The organism is Microbacterium sp. USTB-Y (assembly GCF_023703415.1).
GTDB lineage: Bacteria > Actinomycetota > Actinomycetes > Actinomycetales > Microbacteriaceae > Microbacterium.
This window is the reverse complement of sequence record NZ_JAGMTU010000002.1, coordinates 591,680-617,302: the sequence shown is the minus strand read 5'-3', so window position 1 is coordinate 617,302 and position 25,623 is coordinate 591,680. Positions and strand designations below refer to the sequence as shown.

Below are 25,623 nucleotides of genomic sequence, written 5' to 3'. Positions count from 1 at the left end.
GGTGGCGGCCCGTTCCGCGTCCGAGTCCGGCCCGTCGGGTGCGGTCGGCTCGGACGCGTGGGGCGTGTGAGGATGAAGGACATGGATCCTCTCGCATCACACCCGCGCGCCGGCGCAGGAGCGCGGATCCGGATCCCGTGAGCTTCCCCGGCCACGCCCCCGGTTCCCCGCAGTACCGGAGACTCATCCTCGGCCTCTTCTTCGCCGGGATCGCGACCTTCGCGCAGCTGTACGCGCCGCAGGCGGTGCTGCCGCAGCTGGCCGCCGATCTGGGGGTCTCCCCGGCGACGGCCGCGCTGAGCGTCTCCGCGGCGACGCTGGGGCTCGCCGCCTCCGTGATCGGCTGGTCGGTGGTCGCCGATCGCATCGGGCGGGTGCCCGCGATGGCGATCGGGGTGATCGCGGCGACGGCGCTCGGTCTGGCCGCCCCCTTCGGCGGGAGCATCGTCCTGCTCCTCGCGCTCCGATGCGCCGAGGGCGTCGCGCTCGGCGCGGTCCCCGCCGTCGCCCTGGCGTATCTCGCCGAGGAGGTGGGGCCGCGGTATGCGGCAGCCGCGGCGGGAAGCTACATCGCGGGGACGACCGTCGGCGGGCTCGCCGGGCGGATCGTGTCCGGGCTGGTGGCCGAGGGGGCGGGGTGGCGGGCCGGCGTGTGGACGGCGACGGGCCTCTGCGCGGTGGCGACAGCGCTGTTCCTCTGGCTCGCGCCGCGCTCGCAGGGCTTCGTGCCCGTCCGTGCCCGGACTGGACGGCGGGCGGGCGTCGCCACGCGCCTGCGGCGGCTGCTGGCCTCGCCTCGCCAGCTCGCGCTGTACGCTCAGGGGTTTCTGCTCATGGGCGCCTTCGTGGCGGTCTACAACTATCTGGGCTTCCACCTCGCGGCGCCCCCGTTCGCGCTTCCCGCATGGCTAGTGACCCTGCTGTTCGTCGCCTACCTCGCGGGAACGATCGCCTCGCCCTGGGCGGGTGTGCTCGCGTCGCGCGGCGGGAGGTATCCGGTACTGCTGGGCTCGATCGCGGTGATGGCGGGCGGTGCGCTGCTCATGCTGACCGCGAGCACGGTCGTCGTGATCGCCGGTCTTCTGCTCTTCACCGCGGGATTCTTCGGGGCGCATGCCGTGGCGTCGGGGTGGACCTCGGCCGCCGCCGAGCCCGAGAGCCGCGCTCAGGCGTCGTCGTTGTACTACTTCGCGTACTACGCCGGCTCGAGCCTGTTCGGGTGGGCACTCGGCATCGCGTTCGGAGCCTGGGGGTGGAGCTGGTTCGCGGCGATCGTGATCGCGATGTGCGGTCTCGCCGCAGCCGCGGCGGGGACCGCGCTGCGCGGTGCCGATCCCTCCGCCCGCTGAGCCGCAGCCGTCGCCGCGCCGGCGGCGATCGCCCGCGTGCCAGACTGGCCTCATGCCCCTCATCGCACTCACCGGCGGCATCGCGTCGGGCAAGTCCACGATCGCGGCCCGGCTCGCGGAGCACGGCGCGGTCATCGTCGACGCGGATCGGATCGTGCGCGAGGTGCAGACGCCGGGATCCCCGGTGCTCGCGCGCATCGCAGCGGAGTTCGGCGACGAGATGATCGCCCCCGACGGTCAGCTGGACCGTGCCGCCCTCGGCGCCCGGGTGTTCGGCGACGCGGAGGCGCTCGGCCGGCTGAACGCCATCGTGCACCCCGCGGTGAAGGCGGAGTCCCAGCGTCGCTTCGCGGCCGCGAAGGAGGCGGATCCGGAGGCGGTCGTCGTGTACGACGTGCCGCTGCTCGTCGAGGCGCGCGCGGACGACCCCTGGGACCTCATCGTCGTCGCCGATGCGCCCGCCGCGCTGCGCGAGGACCGGCTCGTGCGGCAGCGGGGGCTGGACCGCGCCGAGGCGGCCAAGCGCATCGCCTCGCAGGTGCCGGACGAGCGACGGCGCGAGATCGCCGATGTGCTGATCGACACCTCGGGCGACCTCGCCGACACGATCCGGCAGACGGATGCGCTCTGGCGGACGCTGACCGGGGCCGCGCCCCGATGACCGGTCTCCTGTCCGCCTACGACGAGCAGCTGCGCGGAAAGGCTGAGCTGCGCGGCGCGGCCGACGTGCGCACGATCGGGCCGGTCGTCGTCGGGGTGTTCCCCGGAGGAACCGGGTTCGCGAGCTATCGCGATCTCGCCGGTCTCGGAGAGCGGCGGATCCGGTCTCTCGTCGGCGAGGTGCGCGCGCACTTCGCCGGATCGCCGGAGGTCGGGACCGCCGAGTGGAAGACCCGCGGTCATGACATCGCCCCCGGGCTCGACGCCGCCCTGCGGGATGCCGGCTTCGTGCCGGAGGAGGCGGAGTCGGTGATGCTCGGCGAGGCGGTCGCGCTCTCCGTCGACGTGCCGATTCCCGACGGCATCGTGCTCCGGGAGGTCCGCGACGCGGACGGCATCCGGGCGATGGAGCGGATGCAGGCGGAGGTCTTCGGGCAGGGCGACGGCGACGCGCGGGCTGCGCACATGATCGCACGCATCGCGGCGGGCGACGACGTCGTGCTCTGGATCGCGGAGGCAGAGGGACAGGTGATCAGCGCCGGAAGGCTGGAGCCGGTGCCGGGCACCGACTTCGCGGGGATCTGGGGCGGAGCGACGGTCGGGGAGTGGCGCGGACTCGGTGTCTATCGGGCGCTGACCGCGAAGCGGGCTCAGGCGGCCCTCGCTCGCGGCCTGCGTCTCCTGCACTCCGATTCGACGGAGTTCTCCCGGCCCATCCTGGAACGCGCCGGGATGCGCAAGGTCACCACGACGACGCCGTATGTGTGGGCCAGGGCGGACGGCTGAATCGGCGCATCACGGGGCGATTCTGCGCCGTCGGTTTGTTCACCTGCTTTGCACTATGTTGTCGACCGGTATATTCTGAAGGTTCGGGCAGTGCGGGGAAGCGCTGGGGGACGCCGGGGAGAGCCCGGGAATCCGGCCATCCGCTGCGCCGCGTCTCCGTCGCGCATCGAACCCGCGAGGTGCGCGATCTCGGTTCCCGAGCCCTTCGGCTCGACCGATCTCTGGAGTGCACCATGACCGACGTCAAGAGCGGCTTCTCCCGCCGCACCATGATCAAGGGCGCCGCCTGGTCCGTGCCCGTCGTCGCCGCCGCGTTCGCCGCGCCGATGGCGGCAGCCAGCGCCAGCCCCCAGGCCGAGCTGCGCTTCTTCCTCACGGCAGGGGAGGTGATCGGGCAGGGCGCCTCCACCGGTCAGATCCGCTCGAACGGCGTGCGCATCTCTCCGGCTGACCCGAGCGCGCCCAAGGTGGTCGCGGCGGGGACCGTCTTCGAGATCACCATCGAATACCACGGGACGAACCCGGCGTTCGACTTCCTGAAGACGCCCTACGGGGTCGACTGGAACAAGCAGCAGAGCCAGGGCTGGACCTTCACGACGATCAGCTCGACCAAGCTCGTGCTGTCGTACGTGACGAGCGCCGACTCGACGGAGCCGACCGGTACCTCGTTCTCGTGGGTGCTCGATCCTTCCGTGCGCCCCGAGGACGGATCCATCACCTTCTCCGGTGTCGCCTCGATCGCGCGCGGCGGGGACTACCCGGACGGAGGCGTGATCCCGAACCTCATCGTGGATCCGAACGGCGGCACCGGCTCGCTGAGCGGTCCGACGGCGGGGTCCTGGCCCGTCTGAGCCTTCGCTTCGACCAGGGGCCTCCCGCCCGGTGCGGGAGGCCCCTGGTCGTCCTCCGCGTCCGCTCCGGGAATCCGGGCGCGCCTCTCCTCAGCGGGGATTCCGCTGGACGCGGATCCCGGCCCCGATGTCGGAGGGGCCGCCTACCCTGGAAGCATGCAACCCACACGTTCGGTCCGGCCGTTCGAAGTCGTCTCGGAGTACGTGCCCGCCGGTGATCAGCCGCAGGCGATCGCCGAGCTCGCGGCACGCATCAACGCGGGCGAGACCGACGTCGTCCTGCTCGGCGCCACCGGTACGGGCAAGTCGGCGACCACGGCGTGGCTCATCGAGCAGGTGCAGCGCCCCACGCTCGTGCTCGCGCACAACAAGACCCTCGCGGCCCAGCTCGCGAACGAGTTCCGCGATCTCATGCCGAACAACGCCGTCGAGTACTTCGTCTCGTACTACGACTACTACCAGCCCGAGGCCTACGTGCCGCAGACGGACACCTTCATCGAGAAGGACTCGTCGGTCAACGCGGAGGTCGAGCGCCTGCGGCACTCCACGACGAACTCCCTGCTCAGCAGGCGAGACGTCGTCGTCGTCTCGACCGTCTCCTGCATCTACGGCCTCGGCGCGCCGGAGGAGTACCTGCGCGCGATGGTCGCTCTGCAGGTCGGGGAGCGCTACGACCGCGATGCGCTCATCCGGCAGTTCATCGCCATGCAGTACAACCGCAACGACGTCGACTTCTCCCGGGGGAACTTCCGTGTGCGCGGCGACACGATCGAGATCATCCCGGTCTACGAAGAGCATGCGATCCGCATCGAGCTCTTCGGGGACGAGATCGAGGCGCTGTACTCGCTGCATCCCCTGACGGGAGAGGTGATCGCGCGGCTCGATTCGGTGCCGATCTTCCCGGCCTCGCATTACGTGGCGGGAACCGACGTGGTGCAGCGCGCCATCGGGCAGATCGAGGACGAGCTGACCGAGCGCCTCACCGAGCTCGAGCGCCAGGGCAAGCTTCTGGAGGCGCAGCGCCTGCGCATGCGCACGACGTTCGATCTCGAGATGCTGCAGCAGCTCGGGTTCTGCTCGGGCATCGAGAACTACTCGCGGCACATGGACGGCCGAGAGGCCGGAGAACCGCCGCACACCCTCCTCGACTTCTTCCCCGATGACTTCCTGCTCGTCATCGACGAGTCCCACGTCACCGTGCCGCAGATCGGCGCGATGTACGAGGGCGACGCCTCGCGCAAGCGCACCCTCGTCGATCACGGGTTCCGGCTGCCGAGCGCGCTGGACAACCGCCCGCTGCGGTGGGACGAGTTCACGAAGCGCATCGGGCAGACCGTCTACCTGTCCGCGACCCCCGGCAAGTACGAGATGGGCATCGCCGACGGCGTGGTCGAGCAGATCATCCGGCCGACGGGACTCGTCGATCCGGAGATCGTCGTGAAGCCGTCGAAGGGGCAGATCGACGATCTGCTCGAGGAGATCCGGATCCGCGTCGCCCGCGACGAGCGCGTCCTCGTCACCACGCTCACCAAGAAGATGGCGGAGGAGCTCACCGACTTCCTCGGCGAGCACGGTGTCAGGGTGCGCTACCTGCACTCCGACGTCGACACTCTGCGCCGCGTCGAGCTGCTCACCGAATTGCGGGCCGGTGTCTACGACGTGCTCGTCGGCATCAACCTGCTCCGGGAGGGACTCGACCTTCCCGAGGTCTCGCTGGTCGCGATCCTCGACGCCGACAAGGAAGGGTTCCTGCGCAGCGGCACGTCGCTCATCCAGACCATCGGGCGCGCGGCGCGCAACGTCTCGGGGCAGGTGCACATGTACGCCGACACGGTCACCGATTCGATGGCGAAGGCGATCGAGGAGACCGAGCGGCGCCGTGAGAAGCAGATCGCCTACAACACGGCGAACGGCATCGACCCGCAGCCTCTGCGCAAGCGCATCGCGGACATCACCGACGTGCTGGCGCGCGAAGGCGCCGACACCGCGGAGCTGCTGTCCAAGCGCACGAAGTCGGGGCGGGGCAAGTCGCCCACGCCGAACCTGCGCCGCGAGGGCATCGCTGCGGAAGGGGCGGTGCAGCTCGAGGAGACGATCGCGGACCTGTCGTCGCAGATGCTCGCCGCGGCAGGGGAGCTCAAGTTCGAGCTCGCGGCCCGACTGCGCGACGAGGTGCAGGACCTGAAGAAGGAGCTGCGGGCGATGGAGCGGGCAGGGCACGCCTGAGCCGCGGCGCGAAGAGGCGGGGGCCGGCGGATGGCGGATGCGGCGGTGATCGAGCTGGCGGACCGGATCCGCGCGCTCCTCGGCGGCGACGGCGAGATCGAGGAGCGGGCGATGTTCGGCAGCCGCGCGTTCCTGAGCGGCGGGCGGATCCTGGTCGGCGCACGTGCAGGCGGGACCCTGCTGGTGCGCGTGGCGTCGGAACGGGCGGCTGTGCTGCTCACCGAGCACGGCGTGTCCCGGGCGGTGATGGGGGCGCGCACGATGAGCGACAACTGGCTCGACGTCGCCGCCGAGGTCGTCGCGGACGATGCGGCGCTCATGGAGTGGATCGACATCGCCCGGGAGGACGCGGACGACGACGGGCGCAACGGGTGATGCGGCGCGGCTGACGGGCTGTGTGCTCGTCAGGGGCAGTGCATCAGCGGCTTCGGTCCGCTGCGGTCGATCTCGTGCTCCGTCATCGGCGCGCCGCACAGCGGGCAGCCGCGTTGCGCGCGCTCCGCGGCAGAGGGCGGCGGGGTCGCCTCGTACGGGCCCACGGAGGCGGGGCCGGCGAACCGGATGAGGTTCGTGTTGATCCAGGCGTACAGGCCGCCCGCCTTGCGGATGCGCTGGCGGAGCGACGGATGCTCGGTCGGAGAGTTCACCATAACCCTTAGTGTACTAATGATTAGGGCATTTGGTACCATCGGGTCGTGACCGAGACGACGACCGACGATCTGCTCCGGCTGGACAGTCAGCTCTGCTTCGCGCTGGTGACGGCGGCGCGCAACGTCGTCGCGGTCTACCGGCCGATCCTCGAGCCGCTCGGGCTCACCCACCCGCAGTACCTCGCCATGCTGGCGCTGTGGGAGCAGTCTCCCCGGTCGCTCGGCGATCTCGCCACGGCGCTGGCCATGGACCCCGCCACCGCCTCGCCCCTGGTGAAACGGCTGGAGGCGGACGGCCTGATCGAACGGCGTCGCAGCACCTCGGACGAGCGTCGGCTCGATATCGCCCTCACGGAGAAGGGGGCGGGCCTGCGCCGGAAGGCGCTGGACGTGCCGCAGCAGGTGATGGCGCGACTGGGCATGACGGTGGCCGAGGTCGAAGCCGTCCGCGATGCGCTCACCCGGTTCGCGGGGGCCGTGGAGCTCTGACGCGCCGCGGGACGGCGGCACCGCGGACGCCGGTGCGGCACCGCATAGGGTGAGGGCATGGTCCGCGCCGACCCGCGTCATCGTACGCTCCCGCTACCGGGAGCGCTGGCGATCGTGGTGCTGGTGGCGGTGCTGCTCATGGCCGTCGCATCGCTGCAGGGCGTGCCGAGGTTCGGCGAGATCGGACTCGGCGGGCCGATCCCACAGCCTGCGCACACCGCGGGTCCGCAGGCTTCGGGGGCACCGATCCCGCAGGAGCTGCCCGGAAACCCGGTGTGGGCGACCATCGCCTCGGTGATCGCGGTCCTCGTCGCGCTGGCCGGGCTGGCGACCCTCGGCTGGTTGCTCTGGCGTGCGATCCGGGCGCTCTGGTCGGCACGCCCGCTGAACCGTCGAGCCGGCGGCGACGTCGGCCTCGGCCGGAGCACGGCGGCCGCGGAGGAGGCGGTCGATGCGGAGAAGATCCGCGATGCGGCGGCGGACGCGCAGGGGGTGATCGAGGCCCACCGCGATCCTGGCGATGCGATCATCGCGGCCTGGGTGAGGCTGGAGGAGGCCTCCGCGCGCTCGGGCCGCCGAAGGGCGCACTCGGAGACGCCCGGAGAGTTCACCGTGAGGATCCTGAGTGGCAGGCCCGGTCTCGACGCCGAGCTGCGCACGTTGCTCGGACTCTACGAATCCGTGCGCTTCGGCGGCTGGTCGGCGGACGAGGACGCACGGGGGGCGGCGCGACGCTGCCTCGCCGCGATCGAGGAGGGGTGGCGATGAGAGGCCGGGTCCTGATCGTCGTCGTCTGGATCGCGCTCGGCATCCCCGTCGCCCTGCTGCTCGCGTTCCTCGGCGTCCCGCTCGAGTTCGCGGTCGCCTGGATCCTCGTCTTCGCCGCGGCGCTCCTCATCGCCCGGCAGAACTTCCTCGACGAGTCCGGCCCGTGGCCGCCCGCGCCTCCGGACGTCCCTCGCCGGGGTTCGGACGTGTCCCGCCTCGCCTGGTCGATCGACTCCCGCACCGGCGCGGTGGGACCCTCGCTGCGACAGCGGATCACCGCGATCGCCGACCGGCGCCTCCGTGCGCACGGCGTGCGACTCGACACGGCGGAGGCGAGCGCCGTCGACGCCGTCCTCGGCCCGGGGGTGCACGCGGCGCTCACCGGGCCGGTCCTGCGGCGCGCAGAACTCGAACGGCTCCTGCAGGCGCTGGAGCACGACCCCGTCCCCTCGACCCTGGAGAGACCATGATCCCGGAGCAGACGAACGGCGACGTCGCCTCGATCACGCAGACGGCCGCACGCGTCCTCGAGGGCGTGCGCGCCGCGGTGGTCGGCATGGACGAGCCGCTCACGCTCGCCCTCGCTACGATCCTCGCCGGCGGGCACGTGCTGTTCGAAGACGTCCCGGGCCTCGGGAAGACGCTCGCCGCCCGCAGCCTCGCCTCCGCGCTCGGGCTGGAGTTCCGCCGGCTGCAGTGCACCCCGGACATGCTTCCGGGGGACGTCACCGGCTCCTTCGTCTACGCCCCGGACACCGGCGAGTTCCGGTTCCGTCCGGGGCCGATCTTCACCGGACTGCTGCTGGCGGACGAGATCAACCGGACCACTCCCAAGACGCAGTCGGCGATGCTCGAGGCCATGGCGGAGCGCCAGGTGACCGTCGAGGGGCGGCGCTATCCGCTGCCGGAGCCCTTCCACGTGATCGCGACCTCGAACCCGATCGAGTACGAGGGCACATATGCGCTGCCCGAAGCTCAGCTCGACCGGTTCATGGTGCGTCTCGCGGTGGGGTATCCGGACCAGGATGACGAGGCCGGCATCGTCGCTCAACGGGTCCGACGGCAGCGCGAGCTCGCCGAAGTGGCGGCGGTCATCGATGCGGCCGAGCTGACCCGGATCCAGGCCGAGGTCGAGCGGATCCACGTCGAGCCGGATCTCATCCGCTACGCCGTCGCGCTCACCCGCGGCACCCGCACGGCTCCGAACGTCGCCGTCGGGGCCTCGCCGCGCGGATCCCAGGCGCTGATCCTGCTCGCGCGGGCCGTCGCCGCCGTCGAGGGGCGCGGCTACGTGCGCCCCGACGATCTGAAGCGCATCGCTGTCCCGGTGCTCGCGCACCGGCTCACTCTCACGCCCCAGGCCTGGGCGCAGGGAGTGGATCCGGCGGCGGTCGTCGCCGCCGTCGTCGGCGCGACCCCGGTCCCGCCCACGGTCGCGGGGGAGAGCGCGATCCGCGCATGACCGAGGACCGCCGCGTGCAGAGCGCTCCGCTGCGCTGGTACAGGACGCCGGTGCTCGCCTGCGCGCTCGCCGGGGGCGTGCTCCTCGCCGGTGCCGGGCTCGTGCTGGGCCGGCCGGATGTGATCGCGACCGGCCTGCCGCTCGCCCTCGCCGGCGTGTGGGCCCTGCTGCGGCCGCCGAGGGCCGGATCGGTGGGAGTGGCGCTGAGCGTGGATGCCGAGGCCGACCCCGGCACCGTGGCGGGGCGGGTCGACGTGTCCGGTGCGGCGGAGTGGTTCCAGCTCGTGATCGATCAGGGCGGCGAGCGCACCGGGGCGGTCGAGACGACGGCGGGCACGGCGGCGACGACCCGCACCCGGCTCCTGCACTCGGGTCCGGCGGAGGCACTCGCGGTGACGGCTCGCACCCTGCACGCGGACGCCTGCTGGGCGAGCGCGGCGGCCCTTCGGGCGGACGCGATCTGGAACGCCGCTCCTCGCGTGCGTCCGGCGGCGGAGCTCCCGCTCTCGCCGCGTCTGCTCGGCCTGCACGGCGGGCACGAGGGGCGTCGCGGCGGCACCGGCGGGGACTTCCGCGACATCCATCCGTTCGCGCCGGGCGATGAGCTGCGCCGCGTGGACTGGCGCGCCACGGCACGCATGGCGAGGCGTCCAGGCGACCTCCTGGTGCGGAGGACGAACGCCCTCAGCGACAGCGCGGTCGTGATCGCCCTGGACGCGGCCGACGACCTGGGCGCCGTCGTGGCGACCTGGGGGAGCGGCGCCACCGCGCGCAGCGGACCGACCTCGATGGATCTCGGGCGGGAGGCGGCGCTGTCCGTCGCGACTTCGGCCATCGGCGACGGCGACCGGGTGGCGTTCCATGCCCTGACGCCGGGCGGACGCTCGCTGCGCAGCGGTTCCGGCGCGCGCCATCTCGAGCGGCTGCGCGGCGTGATCGCCGGCACCGGGCCGGACGGCGACGGCACGCGCTTTCGGCGCACGCCGCCGGTGCCGCCGGGATCCATCGTGTTCGTGCTGTCCACGTTCTTCGACGGGGCGGCGGCGGATCTCGCGCTGCGGTGGAGCGCCGGAGGCCAGTCGGTGGTCGCGGTCGACGTGCTGCCGCAGCCGCAGACGGACCGCTTGACCCCCGCTCAGAACCTCGCGATGCGGACCCTCCTGCTCGAGCGGGCGGGAGTGCTGCAGGATCTGCGCGGCGCCGGGGTCGAGGTCGTCTCCTGGGCGGCCGACGATGCCGTGACCGAACTGCGGGTCGCGGCGCGCCGCGCGCGTCGGACGCACGGACGAGGGGCGCGGCAATGATGCGACGGCACGGGATGCGGGTGCCGGGAGCCGTGCCCGGCGCGGTGCTGCGCCTCGGGGCCGCCGCGGTCGTCCTGGGCGGCGTGCTGCTGCTGAACCCCTATCCGATGTGGCGCGCGATCGCGACCATCGCCGTGGTGGTGGCGGTGCTGCTCCCGCGGTCCCTGGCGTCCTGGGCCGGGATCGCGTGCCTGGCCCTGGGGGTGATCCTGGTCGAGCCGTCGCCGGGGCGGACCGCGATCGCCGTGCTGCTCATCCATCTCGCGCACGTGCTGTCCGCCTGGGCCTGGGCCGTGCCCTGGCGCTCGCGGATCCGGCTCGTCGTGCTGATCCCGGGCATCCGTCGCCTACTGGTGATCCAGGTGATCGCGCAGTCGGCCGCGCTGCTCGTGGTCCTCGCCGTCCCGCCCCTGCACGGCCCGGGCTTCGCCTGGCTCGCACCGCTCGGAGCGGCCGTGCTGACGGCGGCCAGCGCCCTCGCCCTGCATCTGTCGTGGGGGAGGGCTCCGGAGCGGCTGACCTCGTCCGGCACCCCCGCAGGCCTCGACGAGCCGCCGGTACCCGGGGCTCCCGGAGCCAATGTCGGTGGCCGCTCCTAGACTTGACGGGTGCCGATCGTACCCGTAACCAGCCCCGGAAGACTCAGCGTCCGTGGCGCTCGTGTCCACAACCTCCGCAACGTCGACCTCGAGATCCCGCGCGATTCCCTCGTGGTCTTCACCGGCCTCTCCGGGTCCGGGAAGTCGAGCCTCGCCTTCGACACGATCTTCGCCGAGGGGCAGCGCCGATACGTCGAGTCGCTCAGCGCCTACGCCCGGCAGTTCCTCGGCCAGGTCGACCGGCCCGACGTCGACTTCATCGAGGGACTCAGCCCTGCGGTGTCGATCGATCAGAAGTCGACCAACCGCAACCCGCGCTCGACGGTGGGCACGATCACCGAGATCTACGACTACATGCGCCTGCTCTGGGCGCGCATCGGCGTGCCGCACTGCCCGCAGTGCGGCGAGCGCATCCAGCGTCAGACCGTGCAGCAGATCGCGGATCAGCTCATGGAGCTGCCCGAGCGCACCCGGTATCAGATCGTCGCGCCCGTCGTGAGCCAGAAGAAGGGCGAGTTCGTCGACCTGTTCCGCGAGCTCGGAGCCAAGGGCTACGCGCGGGCGATCGTCGACGGCGAGCTCATCCAGCTCGCCGAGCCGCCCGTGCTCAAGAAGAGCTACAAGCACGACATCGGCGTGGTGGTCGACCGGCTCGTCGCCGCTCCCGACCTCCTGGGCCGGGTCACGGACTCTGTGGAGACCGCGCTCGGACTGGCCGGGGGCGTCATCCAGGTCAACTTCGTGGACGAGGAGGGCGACGACGCCTGGCAGTCGTTCTCCGAGAAGCTGGCCTGTCCCAACGGGCACGCGATCACCCTCACCGAGATCGAGCCGCGCACCTTCTCGTTCAACGCGCCGTTCGGCGCCTGCCCCGCCTGCTCCGGACTCGGCACCCGGATGTCGGTCGACCCCGACCTCATGCTCGGCGACGAGTCGCTGTCGATCCGCGAGGGCGCGATCATCCCCTGGACGACGCAGGGCAAGGGACTGTTCCAGTACTACGAGCGCCTGCTCGAGGGGCTCGCCGTCGATCTCGACTTCTCGCTCGACACGCCCTGGCAGGACCTGCACTCCGATGTGAAGGAGGCGGTGCTGCACGGCGAGAACTACAAGGTCACCGTCAAGTGGAAGAACCGGTATGGCCGCGAGATGCGGTACTCGTCCGGCTTCGAGGGTGTGGTGCCGTACATCGAGCGCCAGTACCAGCAGGCCGAGAGCGACACCCAGCGCAGCCGCTGGGGCGAGTACCTGCGCGAGGTGCCCTGCCCGGTGTGCGACGGCGACCGGCTTAAGCCCGAGGTGCTCGCCGTGCAGGTGCACGGGCACTCGATCGCCGAGGTGTCCCACAAGAGCCTCGCCGAGGCGCAGGACTTCATGCAGCGTCTCGAGCTCAGCCCGCGCGAGGCCAAGATCGCCGCGCAGGTGCTGCGCGAGATCCGCCTCCGTCTCGACTTCCTGCTGCAGGTCGGCCTGTCCTACCTGAATCTCAGCCGCTCCGCCGGATCGCTCTCCGGCGGCGAGGCCCAGCGCATCCGTCTCGCGACCCAGATCGGATCGGGACTCACGGGCGTGCTGTACGTGCTCGACGAGCCGTCGATCGGCCTGCACCAGCGCGACAACCGTCGTCTCATCGAGACCCTTCTCACGCTGCGCGATCTGGGGAACACGCTGATCGTCGTCGAGCACGATGAGGAGACGATCGAGGCCGCGGACTGGGTGGTCGACATCGGCCCCGGCGCGGGCGTGAACGGCGGACTCGTCGTGCACTCCGGTCCCTATGAGGCTCTGCTGCGCGAGAAGTCCTCGATGACGGGCGACTACCTGGCGGGGCGCCGCGAGATCCTCACGCCGAAGAAGCGGCGCCGCATCGACCGCAAGCGCATGCTCAGCGTGGTCGGTGCGAAGGAGAACAACCTCCGCAACGTCACGGCGGACTTCCCGCTCGGCGTGCTGACGGCCGTCACGGGCGTGAGCGGATCGGGCAAGTCGTCGCTCGTGAACGACATCCTCTACCGGGTGCTCGCCTCGCGGCTGAACGGTGCGCGCACCGTGCCGGGCAAGCACACCAGGGTCACGGGGCTGGACAACCTCGACAAGGTCGTGCACGTCGACCAGGCCCCGATCGGCCGCACCCCGCGGTCCAACCCCGCGACCTACACGGGCGTGTTCGACCGGATCCGCACGCTGTTCAGCGAGACGCCGGAGGCCAAGGTCCGCGGCTATCAGCCGGGGCGGTTCAGCTTCAACGTCAAGGGCGGCCGCTGCGAGGCGTGCTCCGGTGACGGCACGATCAAGATCGAGATGAACTTCCTGCCCGACGTCTACGTGGACTGCGAGGTATGCCACGGCAAGCGGTACAACCGCGACACGCTGGCGGTGCACTACAAGGGCAAGAACATCGCCGAGGTGCTGGAGATGCCGATCGAGGAGGCTGCGGAGTTCTTCGAGCCGATCCAGGCGATCCACCGCTACATGAAGACCCTCGTCGACGTGGGTCTGGGCTACGTGCGGCTCGGCCAGTCGGCGACCACGCTGTCCGGCGGCGAGGCGCAGCGCGTCAAGCTCGCCACCGAGCTCCAGCGCCGCAGCAACGGCCGCTCGATCTACGTGCTCGACGAGCCGACGACCGGTCTGCACTTCGAAGACGTGCGCAAGCTGCTCGAGGTGCTGAACGGACTCGTGGACAAGGGCAACACGGTCATCGTGATCGAGCACAACCTCGACGTGATCAAGTCGGCGGACTGGGTGATCGATCTCGGTCCCGAGGGCGGGTCCGGCGGAGGCCAGGTCATCGCGACGGGCACGCCGGAGCAGGTCGCGCGCAACGCCGACAGCCACACCGGCGCGTTCCTCGCGGAGATCCTCGACGCCTCCGTCGCCGCCGGGCGGCCCGGTGCGCGGCGGGCGCTCGAGCGCAAGGCGGGCTGATGGCCGCAGAGCTTCCGTACAAGCCGAGGCCCGGAGAGATCCCGACCGATCCCGGCGTGTACCGGTTCCGCGACGCGCAGGGGAGGGTGCTCTACGTCGGGAAGGCGAAGAACCTCCGTCAGCGGCTGTCCAACTACTTCGCTCCGCTGCGCACTCTGCACGAGCGCACGCGGCGGATGGTCACCACGGCGGCGTCCGTGGAGTGGACGGTCGTGCCCACCGATGTGGACTCGCTGCAGCTCGAGTACATGTGGATCAAGGAGTTCGATCCGCCTTTCAATGTGCGCTACAAGGACGACAAGTCCTATCCGTTCATGGCGATCACGCTCGCCGACGAGGCTCCGCGCGTCATCGTGACGCGCAATCGGCGGATCCCGGGCGCGAAGTACTTCGGCCCCTATCCGAAGGTGTGGACCGTCCACGACACGATCGACCAGATGATCAAGGTCTTCCCGATCCGCACCTGCAGCGACGCCAGCTATCGCAAGGCGATGGCGACCGGCCGGCCGTGCTTCCCCGGTCAGATCGGCAAATGCGGCGGCCCCTGCTCGATGACCGTGACGATCGCGGAGCACCGTGCGATGGTCGACGACTTCATCGCGTTCATGGAGGGCGGCGACGAGCGCTTCACGCGGGACCTCACGCGGCGGATGCAGGAGGCGTCGGCGGCGATGGACTACGAGAGCGCGGCGAAGTACCGGGATCGGCTCGCGTCGATCGACGCGGTGCTGGGGCGTAGCGCCCTCGTGCTGCCGCAGGACGAGGATGCGGATCTGTTCGGCATCGCCGAGGACGAGCTGTCGGCTGCGATCCAGCACTTCGTGATCCGCGGCGGACGCGTCCGCGGTGTGCGCGCCTCGACGCTCGACAAGGAGATCGACATCGCAGGCGCCGATCTGGTCGACCAGATCCTGCAGCGGGTCTACGGGGAGGCGAACGGCGAGCAGGTCCCGCGAAGGGTGCTCGTGCCGGCGCTGCCCGACGACTCGGCGGAGCTGGAGGAGTGGCTGCGGGAGCGCCGCGGGAAGAAGGTCGAGATCGCTGTCGCCCAGCGCGGACGGCGTGCCGAGCTGATGCGGAATGCAACCCTCAACGCCCAGCAGGCCCTGATCCGCCACAAGACGCGCCGATCGAGCGACTACACGACGCGCACCCAGGCGCTCACCGATCTGCAAGAGGCGCTGGGGCTCGACGAGGCACCGCTGCGCATCGAGTGCTACGACATCTCGCACCTGGGCGGAACGAACGTCGTGGCCTCCATGGTCGTGTTCGAGGACGGCCTGCCGCGCAAGGACCAGTACCGCTCGTTCAACATCGCGGAGACCACCGACGACACCGACTCGATGTACCAGGTGCTGCGCCGCAGGCTCGCGCACATCGACGCTCCCGAGGAGGCCGAGGAGGCTCCCCTGATCGGCGAAGACGGCGAGGAGCTGGTGGTCTCCGAGCGACGTCGGCCACGGTTCGCGTATCCGCCCCAGCTGCTCATCGTCGACGGAGGCAAGCCCCAGGTCGAAGCGGCCGCGCGTGCCCTCCGGGATGCCGGACGAGCCGACATCGCCCTCTGCGGCATCGCCAAGCGGCTCGAGGAGCTCTGGCTCCCCGGCGAGGACTACCCCGTGATCCTGCCGCGGACCAGCGAAGCGCTCTACCTCGTGCAGCGCCTGCGCGACGAGGCCCACCGGTTCGCGATCACGCACCAGCGCAAGCGGCGCAGGCGCGACATCGCCTCGATCCTCGGTGAGGTCCCCGGTCTCGGAGCGGCGCGGATCAAGGCCCTGCTGCGGCACTTCGGCTCCGTGGCGGCGCTGCGACGCGCGACGACGGCGGAGATCCAGGAGGTGCAGGGCATCGGGCCCGCTCTCGCCGACGCCATCCGCGCGCATCTCGCGGGCTCCGCCGGAGAACCCGTGCCGGTGACGGCGGGAGACGGCGTCGGATCCGCTTCCGGTGCGTCGTCGACCCCGGCTTCTGGCTAGGCTGGAGAAGAGCGAGGAGGAGAGCAGATGAGCGCCGACCAGGGGGAGTTCCTGATCGTCACCGGAATGTCGGGCGCGGGCCGCTCGACCGTCGCGAACGCGCTCGAGGATCTCGGCTGGTACGTCGTCGACAACCTGCCTCCGCAGATGCTCCGCCCGCTCCTCGATCTCGCCAATCTCGGCGGGGCCGCGCTTCCCAAGGTCGCCGCCGTGGTCGACGTGCGCGGTCGCGATCTGTTCGACGGCTTCCCCGGCGTCGCCCGGGCCCTGCGTGAGCACGGATCCGTGCAGGTCGTGTTCCTCGACGCCTCGGACGATGTCCTCGTGCGCCGCTTCGAGTCGGTCCGGCGCCCGCACCCGCTGCAGGGCGGCGGCACCCTGCTCGACGGCATCCGCACGGAGCGCACCAGGGTGGCACCGCTGCGCGAGGCCGCCGACATCGTCATCGACACGTCGAGCTTCAACGTGCACCAGCTCGCCACCAAGGTCAACGAGGTGTTCGCCGAGGAAGGCGCGGCGCGGCACAAGGTCACCGTCATGAGCTTCGGCTTCAAGTACGGGCTGCCGTCGGACGCCGATCTGGTCGCGGACATGCGGTTCCTGCCGAATCCGTTCTGGATCGACGACCTGCGCGGGTCGACCGGGCTCGATGCCGAGGTGCGGGACTACGTACTGAGCCGGGAGGGCGCCCAGGAGTTCCTGGACGCGTACACCGCCGCGCTCCGTCCGATCCTGGAGGGCTACCAGCGCGAGAACAAGAGCCACTCCACGGTCGCGATCGGCTGCACGGGCGGCAAGCACCGCTCGGTGGCGATGGTGGAGGAGCTCGCGGCGCGCCTGGGTCAGATCCCCGGCGTCGCCGTGACGGTCCGGCACCGAGACCTCGGGCGCGAGTGAGGCGCCCCCGGCGGGTGCGGAGCGCTTCGGCCGGGTAAGCTGATCCCTTGCGCCGAGATCCGGCGCCGCCCGTGAGAAGGAGACCCGTGGCACTCACCACCGACGTCAAGGCCGAGCTCGTCAGCATCCGGAACGCACCGCCGTCGGTGCGCGTCGCGGAGGTGACAGCGGTGCTGAGGTTCGCCGGGGGGCTGCACCAGATCGCCAACCGCATCGCGGTCGAGGCGGAGGTGGACGCGGAACTGCTGGCTCGACGGGTGGCGCGCGACCTCGCCGAGCTCTTCGGGGTGCGGCCGGAGATCGCCCCGATCCAGGGCGCCTCCAGCCACGACGGTGCCAAGTACGCCGTGCGCGTGATCGCCGCCGGTGAGACTCTCGCCCGCCAGACGGGCCTGCTCGACCAGCGCCGCCGTCCCGTGCGCGGCCTGCCCAATCGCCTCACCACCGGATCCCGGGAAGAGCTCGCCGGCCTCTGGCGCGGCGCCTTCCTCGCCGCCGGATCCCTCAGCGAGCCGGGGCGCTCCGCCGTCCTCGAGGTCGCGTGCCCCTCATCCGAGGCGGCGATGGCGCTCGTCGGCGCCGCGCATCGCATCGGCATCGCCGCGAAGGCGCGCGAGGTGCGCGGGATGCCGCGGGTGGTCATCCGCGAGCCCGAGGGCATCCGTGCCGTGCTCGCCCTGATGGGAGCCGCCAAGACCGCCGCCGCGTGGGAGGAGATGCGCCAGCGCCGCGAGGTGCGCGCCGGCGTCAACCGTCTCGTCAACTTCGACGACGCGAACCTGCGCCGTTCCGCGCAGGCCGCCGTCGCCGCCTGCGCCCGGGTCGAGCGCGCGCTCGAGATCCTCGGCGATGACGTCCCCGAGCACCTGCGCACGGCCGGCGCACTGCGCCTCGCGCACCGGGATGCGAGCCTCGACGAGCTCGGCCACCACGCCGACCCGCCGCTCACCAAGGACGCCGTCGCGGGCCGCATCCGGCGTCTGCTCGCGATGGCCGACAAGCGGGCGCAGACCGAGGGGATCCCCGGAACCGAATCGGCCGTTCCCGTCGGTCTCGACGTCTGAGACACCTCATCGGGGGCCTGCGTTCCGGTCTGTGGAAACACGCCGGGACGCGGGCCCTCGTCGTGTCACATCCGGAAGGTTCCGGGCTGTCCGCGCGTTGCCGTCAGTAGGATGAGAGACGTCCGCCCCGTGCGCACCACCGCGCTTCGGGGGACCGGCAAGCGCCGCGAGCGCGGCGCGGATTGGATGACATCGACATGGCGATCTACACGCTGCCCGACCTTCCCTACGACTTCGCGGCACTCGAGCCGCACATCAGCGGCAAGATCATGGAGCTGCACCATGACAAGCACCACGCCGCCTACGTCGCCGGAGCGAACGCGGCGCTCGAGTCCCTCGCCGAGGCCCGCGAGAGCGGCAACCTCGCGAACGTGAACAAGCTCGAGAAGGACCTCGCGTTCAACCTCGGCGGTCACGTCAACCACTCGATCTTCTGGACCAACCTGTCGCCGAACGGCGGGGGCGAGCCCGAGGGCGAGCTGAAGGCGGCGATCGACGAGTTCTTCGGCTCTTTCGAGAAGTTCCAGGCGCACTTCACCGCTGCGGCCATGGGCATCCAGGGCTCCGGCTGGTCCGTCCTCAGTTGGGACCCGATCGGCGCCCGCCTCATCATCCAGCAGCTGTTCGACCAGCAGGGCAACACCGCGCAGGGCACGGTGCCGCTGTTCCAGCTGGACATGTGGGAGCACGCGTTCTACCTGGACTACCTGAACGTGAAGGCGGATTACGTCAAGGCGGCGTGGAACATCGCGAACTGGGAGAACGTCGCCCAGCGCTTCGCGGCCGCGCGTGAGAAGACCAACGGACTGCTGGTACTGTCGTAAAAGATGGGCGTCCTGATGGGCGAAAAACCCATCAGGACGCCGTTGTCCGCGCAATCTGCAAGAATCACGCTTTTCCTTGAGTAAGAACCAGGAGACTTTCGTGTCTGTCAAGATCGGTATCAACGGCTTCGGCCGAATCGGACGCAACTACTTCCGCGCAGCCCTCGAGCAGGGTGCCGACCTCGAGATCGTCGCGGTCAACGACCTCACCGACAACAAGACCCTCGCGCACCTGCTGAAGTACGACTCCGTCGGCGGCGTGCTCAAGGCGGACGTGAGCTACGACGACGAGAGCATCACCGTCGACGGCCACCACATCAAGGCGTTCGCGGAGCGCGACCCCGCGAACCTGCCGTGGGGCGAGCTGGGCGTCGACATCGTCATCGAGTCCACCGGGTTCTTCACCAAGGCCGAGCTCGCGAAGAAGCACATCGAGGCCGGCGCCAAGAAGGTGCTGATCTCCGCTCCCGCGACCGGAGACGACGCGACCATCGTCATGGGCGTCAACGAGGAGACGTACAACCCGGAGACCGACCACATCATCTCCAACGCCTCCTGCACGACCAACTGCCTCGCGCCGCTGGCCAAGGTGTTCAACGACGAGTTCGGCATCGTCCGCGGCTTCATGATGACCGCGCACGCCTACACCGCGGACCAGAACCTGCAGGACGGCCCGCACAGCGACCTGCGCCGCGCCCGCGCCGCCGCGATCAACATCGTCCCGGCCTCGACCGGCGCCGCCAAGGCGATCGGCCTCGTGCTGCCGGAGCTGAACGGCAAGCTCAGCGGTTCCTCGTACCGCGTGCCCGTTCCCACCGGCTCCATCGTCGACCTGACCCTCATCACCGAGCGTGAGGACCTGACGGCCGACGAGGTCAACGCCGCATACGCGAAGGCCGCCGCCGAGGGGCGTCTCAACGGCTACCTGCAGTACAACGAGGACCAGATCGTCTCCAGCGACATCCAGGGCAACCCGTTCTCGTCGATCTTCGACTCGACCCTCACGAACGTCTCCGGCAACCTGGTCAAGGTCTCCAGCTGGTACGACAACGAGTGGGGCTACTCGAACCGTCTCGTCGACCTCACCGAGTACGTCGCCGAGCGGCTCTAAGCTCATATCCATGACTCTGCGCACCCTCGAATCCCTGAAGGAATCGGTCGGGTCGCTCGACGGAGCACGCGTCATCGTCCGTTGTGACCTCAATGTCCCCCTGCGGGACGGGGTCATCACGGACGATGGCCGTGTTCGAGCGTCGGTGCCGACCCTCAAGGCCCTCATCGACCAGGGGGCCCGCGTGATCGTGGTCTCCCACCTCGGTCGCCCGGACGGCGCTCCGGACCCGCAGTACAGCCTGGCACCCGTCGCGGTGCGTCTGGGTGAGCTGCTCGGCCGCCCCGTCGCGTTCGCGGCCGACACCGTCGGAGCTGCGGCGCAGGACGCCGTCGCCGCGCTGCCGGCCGGTGGTGTCGTCGTGCTGGAGAACCTGCGGTTCAACCCGGGGGAGACCTCGAAGGACGACGCCGAGCGCCGCTCCTTCGCTGAGCAGCTGGCCGCCCTCGGCGACGCGCTCGTCTCGGACGGCTTCGGTGTCGTGCACCGCAAGCAGGCCAGTGTCTACGACCTCGCGCAGATCCTGCCGTCCGCGGCCGGCCTGCTCATCGAGGCCGAGCTGACGGTGCTGGACCGCCTCACCGAGAACCCCGAGCGCCCCTACACCGTGGTGCTCGGCGGATCGAAGGTCTCCGACAAGCTCGGCGTGATCTCTCACCTGCTCCCGCGGGTGGATCGCCTCCTCGTCGGCGGCGGGATGCTGTTCACGTTCCTCGCGGCTCAGGGGCACGCCGTCGCCTCCAGCCTGCTGGAGAAGGACCAGCTCGACACCGTCCGCGGCTACATCGCCGAGGCAGCCGAGCGCGGCGTGGAGCTCGTGCTCCCGACCGACGTGGTGGTCGCGGCCTCGTTCTCCGCTGACGCGGCTCATGAGATCGCGGCGGCCGACGAGATCGAGGCGACGTCCTTTGGCGCCTCGGGCATCGGACTCGACATCGGGCCGGACACCGCGGCGCGCTTCGCGGAGGCGATCCGCGGATCCAAGACGGTGTTCTGGAACGGCCCGATGGGCGTGTTCGAGTTCCCGGCCTTCGCGGCAGGCACCAAGGCCGTCGCGCAGGCGCTGACGGAGACCGACGGGTTGAGCGTCGTCGGCGGCGGCGATTCCGCCGCGGCCGTGCGCCAGCTCGGCTTCGCGGACGACCAGTTCGGTCACATCTCGACGGGCGGGGGCGCGAGCCTCGAGTTCCTCGAGGGCAAGAAGCTTCCCGGACTGGAGGTCCTCGGATGGGTGTGAACAGCAGAACCCCGCTGATCGCGGGCAACTGGAAGATGAACCTCGACCACCTGCAGGCGGTCGCGTTCGTGCAGAAGCTGCACTGGACGCTCAAGGACGCCAAGCACGAGGACGGCACGGTCGAGGTGGCGGTCTTCCCGCCCTTCACCGATCTGCGCAGCGTCCAGACGCTGATCGACGCGGACAAGATCCCGTTCGCGTTCGGCGCCCAGGATCTGTCCGAGCACGACTCCGGGGCGTACACCGGCGAGATCTCGGGCGCGTTCCTCGCCAAGCTCGACGCGAGCTACGTCATCATCGGCCACTCCGAGCGGCGCGAGTACCACGCGGAGAGCGATGAGGTCGTGGCGGCGAAGACCCGGGCGGCGCTCAAGCACGGCCTGGTGCCCGTGATCTGCGTCGGCGAGACCGCGGAGGATCTGGAGAAGTTCGGCGCGAGCGCGGTTCCCGCCGGTCAGCTCGAGGCGGCGCTGCAGGGGCTGGACGCGAAGGCGGACATCGTCGTCGCGTACGAGCCGGTCTGGGCCATCGGCTCGGGCCAGGCCGCGACCCCGCAGCAGGCGCAGGACGTGTGCGCCGTGCTGCGCGGGGTGATCGCGAAGGTCCTCGGCGACGAGGCGGCCGCGCGCACCAGGATCCTGTACGGCGGATCGGTGAAGTCCGCGAACATCGCCGGCTTCATGCGCGAGCCCGATGTCGACGGCGCGCTGGTGGGCGGCGCGAGCCTGGTCGTCGACGAGTTCGCCGCGATCGTGCGCTATCAGAAGCACGTCGGAGTGTGACACGCGTCCCCGCCCCGAGGGGCGGGGACGTCCCGACGTATAATTGACCGTTACCCGGGATCCCGCACGCCCGTGCGGGCCCGAGCGAAAGGCCGATCCGTGGATATTCTCCAGTTCATCCTGCAGGTGCTGCTGGGCATCACCAGCGTCCTGCTGACCCTTCTGATCCTGCTCCACAAGGGGCGCGGCGGAGGCCTCTCCGACATGTTCGGCGGCGGTATGTCCTCTGCCGTCGGGTCCAGCGGTCTCGCCGAGCGGAACCTCAACCGGTTCACCGTCGTGCTGGCGCTGGTCTGGTTCGTCGCGGTCGTGGGTCTCGGCCTCATCACGAAGTTCGAGGCCATCTGATGGCGACCGGCGGCAACGCGATCCGCGGCACGCGGGTCGGATCCGGCCCCATGGGGGAGCAGGACCACGGCTACCACGCCGATCGCATCGCGATCTCGTACTGGGACGGGCTCGGCAACGAGACAGTGCGGTACTTCGCGGCGGGCCTGCCCGAAGAGGAGATCCCGGACATCATCGATCACCCGCACTCCGGTCTGCCGGCCGGGCGCGACAAGGAGAACCCGCCGGAGATCGCGAAGGCGGAGCCCTACAAGACGCACCTCGCGTACGTGAAGGAGCGTCGCACCGACGAAGAGGCCGAACAGCTGCTCGGCGACGCGCTCACTCAGCTGCGCGAACGTCGCGGCCAGGCGTGATCGCCTGACGCCTCCGACGAGAAGAGCCCCTGCATCGCAGGGGCTCTTCTCGTCCGCGAGGTGCGCGATCAGATGAACGGGACGAAGCTCCTCGGGACCGTCACGTGGGGCGGGACGCCGGCGAACAGGGGCGCCACCTGCTCCGGCCGGTATCCGGCGATCCCGCAGCCGACCGGCGTGAGAAGGAACCGCAGTCCGGGGTGGGCGACGGCGTACCCGATGAAGGTCTCGGCCTCGGCGGCGAGGACATCGAGCCCGCTCATCGTGTCGATGGCGTAGGTGCTGCCGTGGTGCCCGTGGCCCTCGCCCCAGATCGCGCCGAACTCGCGGTAGGCGACGAGAGCGGCTCCGCCGCCGTGCCTGCCTTCGGCGTTGGAGCCGAAGACGAACACCTCGTTCGGCGCGAGAGCGGCGACGTGCTCCGGCGTGATGTCCATGGATCCCCTCTCAACGCAGCGAACTCTACGCCGCGGAGCGGGGAGGAAGGGGAGGGGGTGACGGGAATCGAACCCGCGCAATCAGTTTGGAAGACTGAGACTCTACCATTGAGCTACACCCCCGGACCCGGAGCACGAGGCGCCGGGGCGGGCCCGGTGGAACACCGGGACTCCACGAGCATACCTGACAGACGGACGTGCTCCGTTCCGTTAGACTCGTGAAGGCCGTTCCCGCGCGCGCGGGTCCTACCCGGGGCGTAGCTCAGCTTGGTAGAGCGCCCGCTTTGGGAGCGGGAGGTCGCAGGTTCAAATCCTGTCGCCCCGACGTTCATACACGTCGCACTCGCGTGGATCTCCGCGCGGGACATTCACAAGGAGAACACACCAGCATGGCGAACAGCACCGTCGAGAAGCTGGCCCCGACCCGGGTCAAGCTGCACATCACGGTCACCCCCGAGGACCTCAAGCCCAGCATCGCGCACGCCTACGAGCACATCGCGCAGGACGTGCAGATCCCCGGCTTCCGCAAGGGCAAGGTGCCCGCGCCGATCATCGACCAGCGCGTCGGCCGCGGCGCCGTCATCGAGCACGCCGTCAACGAGGGGCTCGACACCTTCTTCCGCGAGGCGTCGCTCGAGCACAACCTCCGCATCGTCGGCCGCCCGTCGGCCGAGGTCGTGGAGTGGCCGAACGAGAAGGACTTCTCCGGCGACCTCAAGGTCGAGGTCGAGGTCGACGTGCGTCCCGAGATCGAGGTCCCGTCGCTCGACGGCATCACGCTGACGGTCGACGCCGTCGAGGCGGATGACGCCGCACTGGACGCCGAGCTCGACCGCCTGCGCGCGCGCTTCGGGACGCTCGTGCCCGTCGACCGTCCGGCCAAGGCCGGCGACTTCGTCGAGCTCGACCTGGTCGCCGCGATCGACGGCGCCGAGATCGACCGCGCCGAGGGCGTCTCCTACGAGGTGGGCTCGGGCGAGCTGCTCGAGGGCATCGACGACGCGATCGACTCGCTCACCGCGGGCGAGGACACCACGTTCCGCTCGAAGCTGGTCGGCGGTGACCACGCCGGCGAGGAGGCCGAGGTCTCCGTGACCGTCAAGGCCGTCAAGGAGCGCGAGCTGCCCGAGGCGGACGACGACTTCGCGCAGATCGCGAGCGAGTTCGACACCATCGGCGAGCTGCGCGACAGCCTGCGCGAGTCCGTCTCGCAGCAGGGCGTGTTCACGCAGGCCTCCGCGGCCCGCGACAAGCTCGTCGAGACGCTGCTCGAGCAGATCGACATCCCCGTCCCGCCGCAGCTCATCGAGGACGAGGTGCACAACCACCTCGAGGGCGAAGGCCGTCTCGAGGACGACGAGCACCGCGCCGAGGTCACCGAGGCCAGCACCAAGCAGTTCAAGACCCAGGTGCTGCTCGACACGATCGCCGAGAACGCGAACGTCCAGGTCTCGCAGGACGAGCTCAGCCAGTACCTGATCCAGTCCGCCGCGCAGTACGGCATGGCTCCGCAGGAGTTCGTCGAGGCGCTGCAGTCGTCGGGCCAGCTCCCCGTGCTCGTCGGCGAGGTCGCCCGCAACAAGGCCCTGGCCGTCGCGCTGGGCAAGGTCACCGTCGTGGACTCCGAGGGCAAGGCCGTCGACCTGACGGGCTTCGTCGCCACGGAGGACGAGGCGGAGGAGGCCGCCGAGGCTCCTGCCAAGAAGGCCCCGGCGAAGAAGGCTCCCGCGAAGAAGGCGCCGGCCAAGAAGGCTGCCGCGAAGGACGAGGAGCCCGCCGAGGCTCCGGCCGAGGAGAAGCCCGCGGCCAAGAAGCCGGCCGCACGCAAGGCTCCGGCCAAGAAGGCCGCCGACAAGGCCGCCGACGCCGAGTAAGCATCGGATCCACGATCCGGAGGAGGGCGGGTGCATCATGCACCCGCCCTCCTCGCATCCGCACGGGACGAGGTAGGACATGGACGACTGGCAGGAGCGCATCGACGCGGTCTGGGACGCCGCGGCCGGCGGGCTCGTCGACGAAGAGGTGATCGCACGGATCGACGCGATCGCGGCGGAGCGCGGGCCGGACGATGCCGAGGCCGCGTTCGAGCGCGCGGGTGCGCGCGATTCCGCGGGACGGCCCGACGAGGCCGTGCCGCTCTACCGCCGGGCTCTGGAGATCGGCCTGGACGACGATCGGCGCGCTCAGGCGACGATCCAGCTGGCGAGCTCGCTGCGCAATCTCGGCGACGTGGACGGGGCGCTCGAGCTGATCGAGGCTGAGCGTGCGGCGCATCCCGAATCGGTCTACCGCGAGGCGATCGCCGCCCTGCACGCCCTCGCCCTCGCCAGTGCCGGCCAGCCGGAACGCGGGCTGAGCGTGGCCGTCCTCGCCCTCGTGCCGCACATGCCCCGCTACCACCGCTCGATGACCGCCTACGCCCACGAGATCGCGGGCGACGACGCCTGATATGCCGACGGCGAACACGGCCGGGCGCGTGCGTTGTCGCCGGTAGATTCGAAACACCGAACACGGAA

26 protein-coding genes and 2 tRNA genes are annotated in these 25,623 nt (G+C 70.6%); 25 read left to right on the top strand and 3 right to left on the bottom strand.

All coding sequences use genetic code 11. The features are described 5' to 3' along the window. Positions 1 to 137: 137 nt before the first annotated feature. From J8G10_RS06610 to J8G10_RS06585, 6 genes are all read left to right on the top strand, one after another. Positions 138 to 1,349 carry an MFS transporter gene (locus J8G10_RS06610; protein ID WP_251441875.1) on the top strand — a complete coding sequence of 404 codons (1,212 nt, stop codon included), beginning with the start codon at positions 138 to 140 and terminating at the stop codon, positions 1,347 to 1,349. 52 nt (positions 1,350 to 1,401) lie between these two features. Beyond that, on the top strand, positions 1,402 to 2,010 hold the full coding sequence (coaE, locus tag J8G10_RS06605) for a dephospho-CoA kinase (protein WP_251441872.1): 609 nt from the start codon (positions 1,402 to 1,404) through the stop codon (positions 2,008 to 2,010). Continuing rightward, positions 2,007 to 2,795 (top strand): GNAT family N-acetyltransferase, encoded by a 789-nt coding sequence (locus J8G10_RS06600; protein ID WP_251441869.1) that lies wholly within the window; start codon positions 2,007 to 2,009, stop codon positions 2,793 to 2,795. The genes coaE and J8G10_RS06600 overlap by 4 nt, the downstream gene beginning before the upstream one ends. 233 nt (positions 2,796 to 3,028) lie before the next feature. Beyond that, positions 3,029 to 3,646, top strand: coding sequence for a hypothetical protein (locus J8G10_RS06595; RefSeq protein WP_251441867.1), 618 nt, complete (start codon positions 3,029 to 3,031; stop codon positions 3,644 to 3,646). Between the two features lie 156 nt (positions 3,647 to 3,802). Beyond that, positions 3,803 to 5,872, top strand: a complete 2,070-nt coding sequence (uvrB, locus tag J8G10_RS06590; protein ID WP_251441864.1) for an excinuclease ABC subunit UvrB — start codon at positions 3,803 to 3,805, stop codon at positions 5,870 to 5,872. Positions 5,873 to 5,902: 30 nt separating this feature from the next. Next, positions 5,903 to 6,247, top strand: a complete 345-nt coding sequence (locus J8G10_RS06585) for a TfoX/Sxy family protein (protein WP_251441862.1) — start codon at positions 5,903 to 5,905, stop codon at positions 6,245 to 6,247. A gap of 29 nt (positions 6,248 to 6,276) precedes the next feature. Here the strand turns inward: J8G10_RS06585 and J8G10_RS06580 are convergent, their stop codons facing one another. Further along, on the bottom strand, positions 6,277 to 6,522 hold the full coding sequence (locus J8G10_RS06580; protein WP_251441859.1) for a hypothetical protein: 246 nt from the start codon (positions 6,520 to 6,522) through the stop codon (positions 6,277 to 6,279). A 45-nt stretch (positions 6,523 to 6,567) separates the two neighbouring features. On the opposite strand from J8G10_RS06580, the gene J8G10_RS06575 reads away from it, so the two are divergent. The 16 genes from J8G10_RS06575 (at position 6,568) to J8G10_RS06500 (ending at position 22,670) form a co-directional block, all read left to right on the top strand. Next, complete coding sequence (locus J8G10_RS06575) at positions 6,568 to 7,011, top strand: MarR family transcriptional regulator (RefSeq protein WP_251441857.1); 444 nt, start codon at positions 6,568 to 6,570, stop codon at positions 7,009 to 7,011. 57 nt (positions 7,012 to 7,068) lie between these two features. Continuing rightward, a complete protein-coding gene (locus J8G10_RS06570; protein WP_251441854.1) occupies positions 7,069 to 7,779 on the top strand; it encodes a DUF4129 domain-containing protein in 711 nt (236 codons plus the stop codon). Then, positions 7,776 to 8,249 (top strand): hypothetical protein, encoded by a 474-nt coding sequence (locus tag J8G10_RS06565; protein ID WP_251441851.1) that lies wholly within the window; start codon positions 7,776 to 7,778, stop codon positions 8,247 to 8,249. Before J8G10_RS06570 ends, J8G10_RS06565 begins: the two co-directional genes overlap by 4 nt. Next, positions 8,246 to 9,241 carry a MoxR family ATPase gene (locus J8G10_RS06560; protein WP_251441840.1) on the top strand — a complete coding sequence of 332 codons (996 nt, stop codon included), beginning with the start codon at positions 8,246 to 8,248 and terminating at the stop codon, positions 9,239 to 9,241. The genes J8G10_RS06565 and J8G10_RS06560 overlap by 4 nt, the downstream gene beginning before the upstream one ends. Next, complete coding sequence (locus tag J8G10_RS06555; protein ID WP_251441838.1) at positions 9,238 to 10,545, top strand: DUF58 domain-containing protein; 1,308 nt, start codon at positions 9,238 to 9,240, stop codon at positions 10,543 to 10,545. The genes J8G10_RS06560 and J8G10_RS06555 overlap by 4 nt, the downstream gene beginning before the upstream one ends. Next, on the top strand, positions 10,542 to 11,144 hold the full coding sequence (locus tag J8G10_RS06550; protein ID WP_251441836.1) for a hypothetical protein: 603 nt from the start codon (positions 10,542 to 10,544) through the stop codon (positions 11,142 to 11,144). The genes J8G10_RS06555 and J8G10_RS06550 overlap by 4 nt, the downstream gene beginning before the upstream one ends. A 9-nt stretch (positions 11,145 to 11,153) precedes the next feature. Beyond that, entirely contained in the window at positions 11,154 to 14,072 is a 2,919-nt protein-coding gene (uvrA, locus tag J8G10_RS06545; RefSeq protein ID WP_251441823.1) for an excinuclease ABC subunit UvrA, read from the top strand. Further along, entirely contained in the window at positions 14,072 to 16,051 is a 1,980-nt protein-coding gene (uvrC, locus tag J8G10_RS06540; RefSeq protein ID WP_251441821.1) for an excinuclease ABC subunit UvrC, read from the top strand. The genes uvrA and uvrC overlap by 1 nt, the downstream gene beginning before the upstream one ends. A 27-nt stretch (positions 16,052 to 16,078) precedes the next feature. Then, the gene (rapZ, locus tag J8G10_RS06535; protein ID WP_251441819.1) at positions 16,079 to 16,948 is read left to right on the top strand and encodes an RNase adapter RapZ; all 870 of its coding nucleotides are present in this window, start codon (positions 16,079 to 16,081) and stop codon (positions 16,946 to 16,948) included. Between the two features lie 86 nt (positions 16,949 to 17,034). Further along, entirely contained in the window at positions 17,035 to 18,012 is a 978-nt protein-coding gene (gene whiA / locus J8G10_RS06530) for a DNA-binding protein WhiA (protein ID WP_251441818.1), read from the top strand. 197 nt (positions 18,013 to 18,209) lie between these two features. After that, positions 18,210 to 18,836: a superoxide dismutase gene (locus J8G10_RS06525; RefSeq protein WP_251441816.1), complete on the top strand. Its 627-nt coding sequence runs from the start codon at positions 18,210 to 18,212 to the stop codon at positions 18,834 to 18,836. A 100-nt stretch (positions 18,837 to 18,936) separates the two neighbouring features. Continuing rightward, complete coding sequence (gene gap / locus J8G10_RS06520; RefSeq protein ID WP_045252312.1) at positions 18,937 to 19,947, top strand: type I glyceraldehyde-3-phosphate dehydrogenase; 1,011 nt, start codon at positions 18,937 to 18,939, stop codon at positions 19,945 to 19,947. 10 nt (positions 19,948 to 19,957) lie between these two features. Continuing rightward, on the top strand, positions 19,958 to 21,184 hold the full coding sequence (pgk, locus tag J8G10_RS06515) for a phosphoglycerate kinase (RefSeq protein WP_251441813.1): 1,227 nt from the start codon (positions 19,958 to 19,960) through the stop codon (positions 21,182 to 21,184). Then, positions 21,175 to 21,966 (top strand): triose-phosphate isomerase, encoded by a 792-nt coding sequence (gene tpiA / locus J8G10_RS06510; RefSeq protein WP_251441810.1) that lies wholly within the window; start codon positions 21,175 to 21,177, stop codon positions 21,964 to 21,966. The genes pgk and tpiA overlap by 10 nt, the downstream gene beginning before the upstream one ends. Before the next feature lie 99 nt (positions 21,967 to 22,065). After that, positions 22,066 to 22,314, top strand: a complete 249-nt coding sequence (gene secG / locus J8G10_RS06505) for a preprotein translocase subunit SecG (RefSeq protein WP_251441808.1) — start codon at positions 22,066 to 22,068, stop codon at positions 22,312 to 22,314. Next, positions 22,314 to 22,670, top strand: a complete 357-nt coding sequence (locus tag J8G10_RS06500; RefSeq protein WP_251441805.1) for an RNA polymerase-binding protein RbpA — start codon at positions 22,314 to 22,316, stop codon at positions 22,668 to 22,670. The genes secG and J8G10_RS06500 overlap by 1 nt, the downstream gene beginning before the upstream one ends. Positions 22,671 to 22,738: 68 nt before the next feature. Here J8G10_RS06500 and J8G10_RS06495 read toward each other — a convergent pair whose 3' ends face one another. Further along, positions 22,739 to 23,107, bottom strand: a complete 369-nt coding sequence (locus tag J8G10_RS06495; protein WP_251441801.1) for a hypothetical protein — start codon at positions 23,105 to 23,107, stop codon at positions 22,739 to 22,741. 52 nt (positions 23,108 to 23,159) lie between these two features. Further along, positions 23,160 to 23,230 (bottom strand) — tRNA-Gly (locus tag J8G10_RS06490). Between the two features lie 128 nt (positions 23,231 to 23,358). On the opposite strand from J8G10_RS06490, the gene J8G10_RS06485 reads away from it, so the two are divergent. The 3 genes from J8G10_RS06485 to J8G10_RS06475 all read left to right on the top strand — a co-directional run bounded on the left by J8G10_RS06485 (position 23,359) and on the right by J8G10_RS06475 (position 25,555). Further along, a tRNA-Pro gene (locus J8G10_RS06485) sits at positions 23,359 to 23,432 on the top strand. A gap of 64 nt (positions 23,433 to 23,496) precedes the next feature. Continuing rightward, positions 23,497 to 24,981: a trigger factor gene (tig, locus tag J8G10_RS06480; protein ID WP_251441798.1), complete on the top strand. Its 1,485-nt coding sequence runs from the start codon at positions 23,497 to 23,499 to the stop codon at positions 24,979 to 24,981. 79 nt (positions 24,982 to 25,060) lie between these two features. Then, positions 25,061 to 25,555, top strand: coding sequence for a tetratricopeptide repeat protein (locus J8G10_RS06475; RefSeq protein WP_251441793.1), 495 nt, complete (start codon positions 25,061 to 25,063; stop codon positions 25,553 to 25,555). Positions 25,556 to 25,623 lie beyond the last annotated feature (68 nt).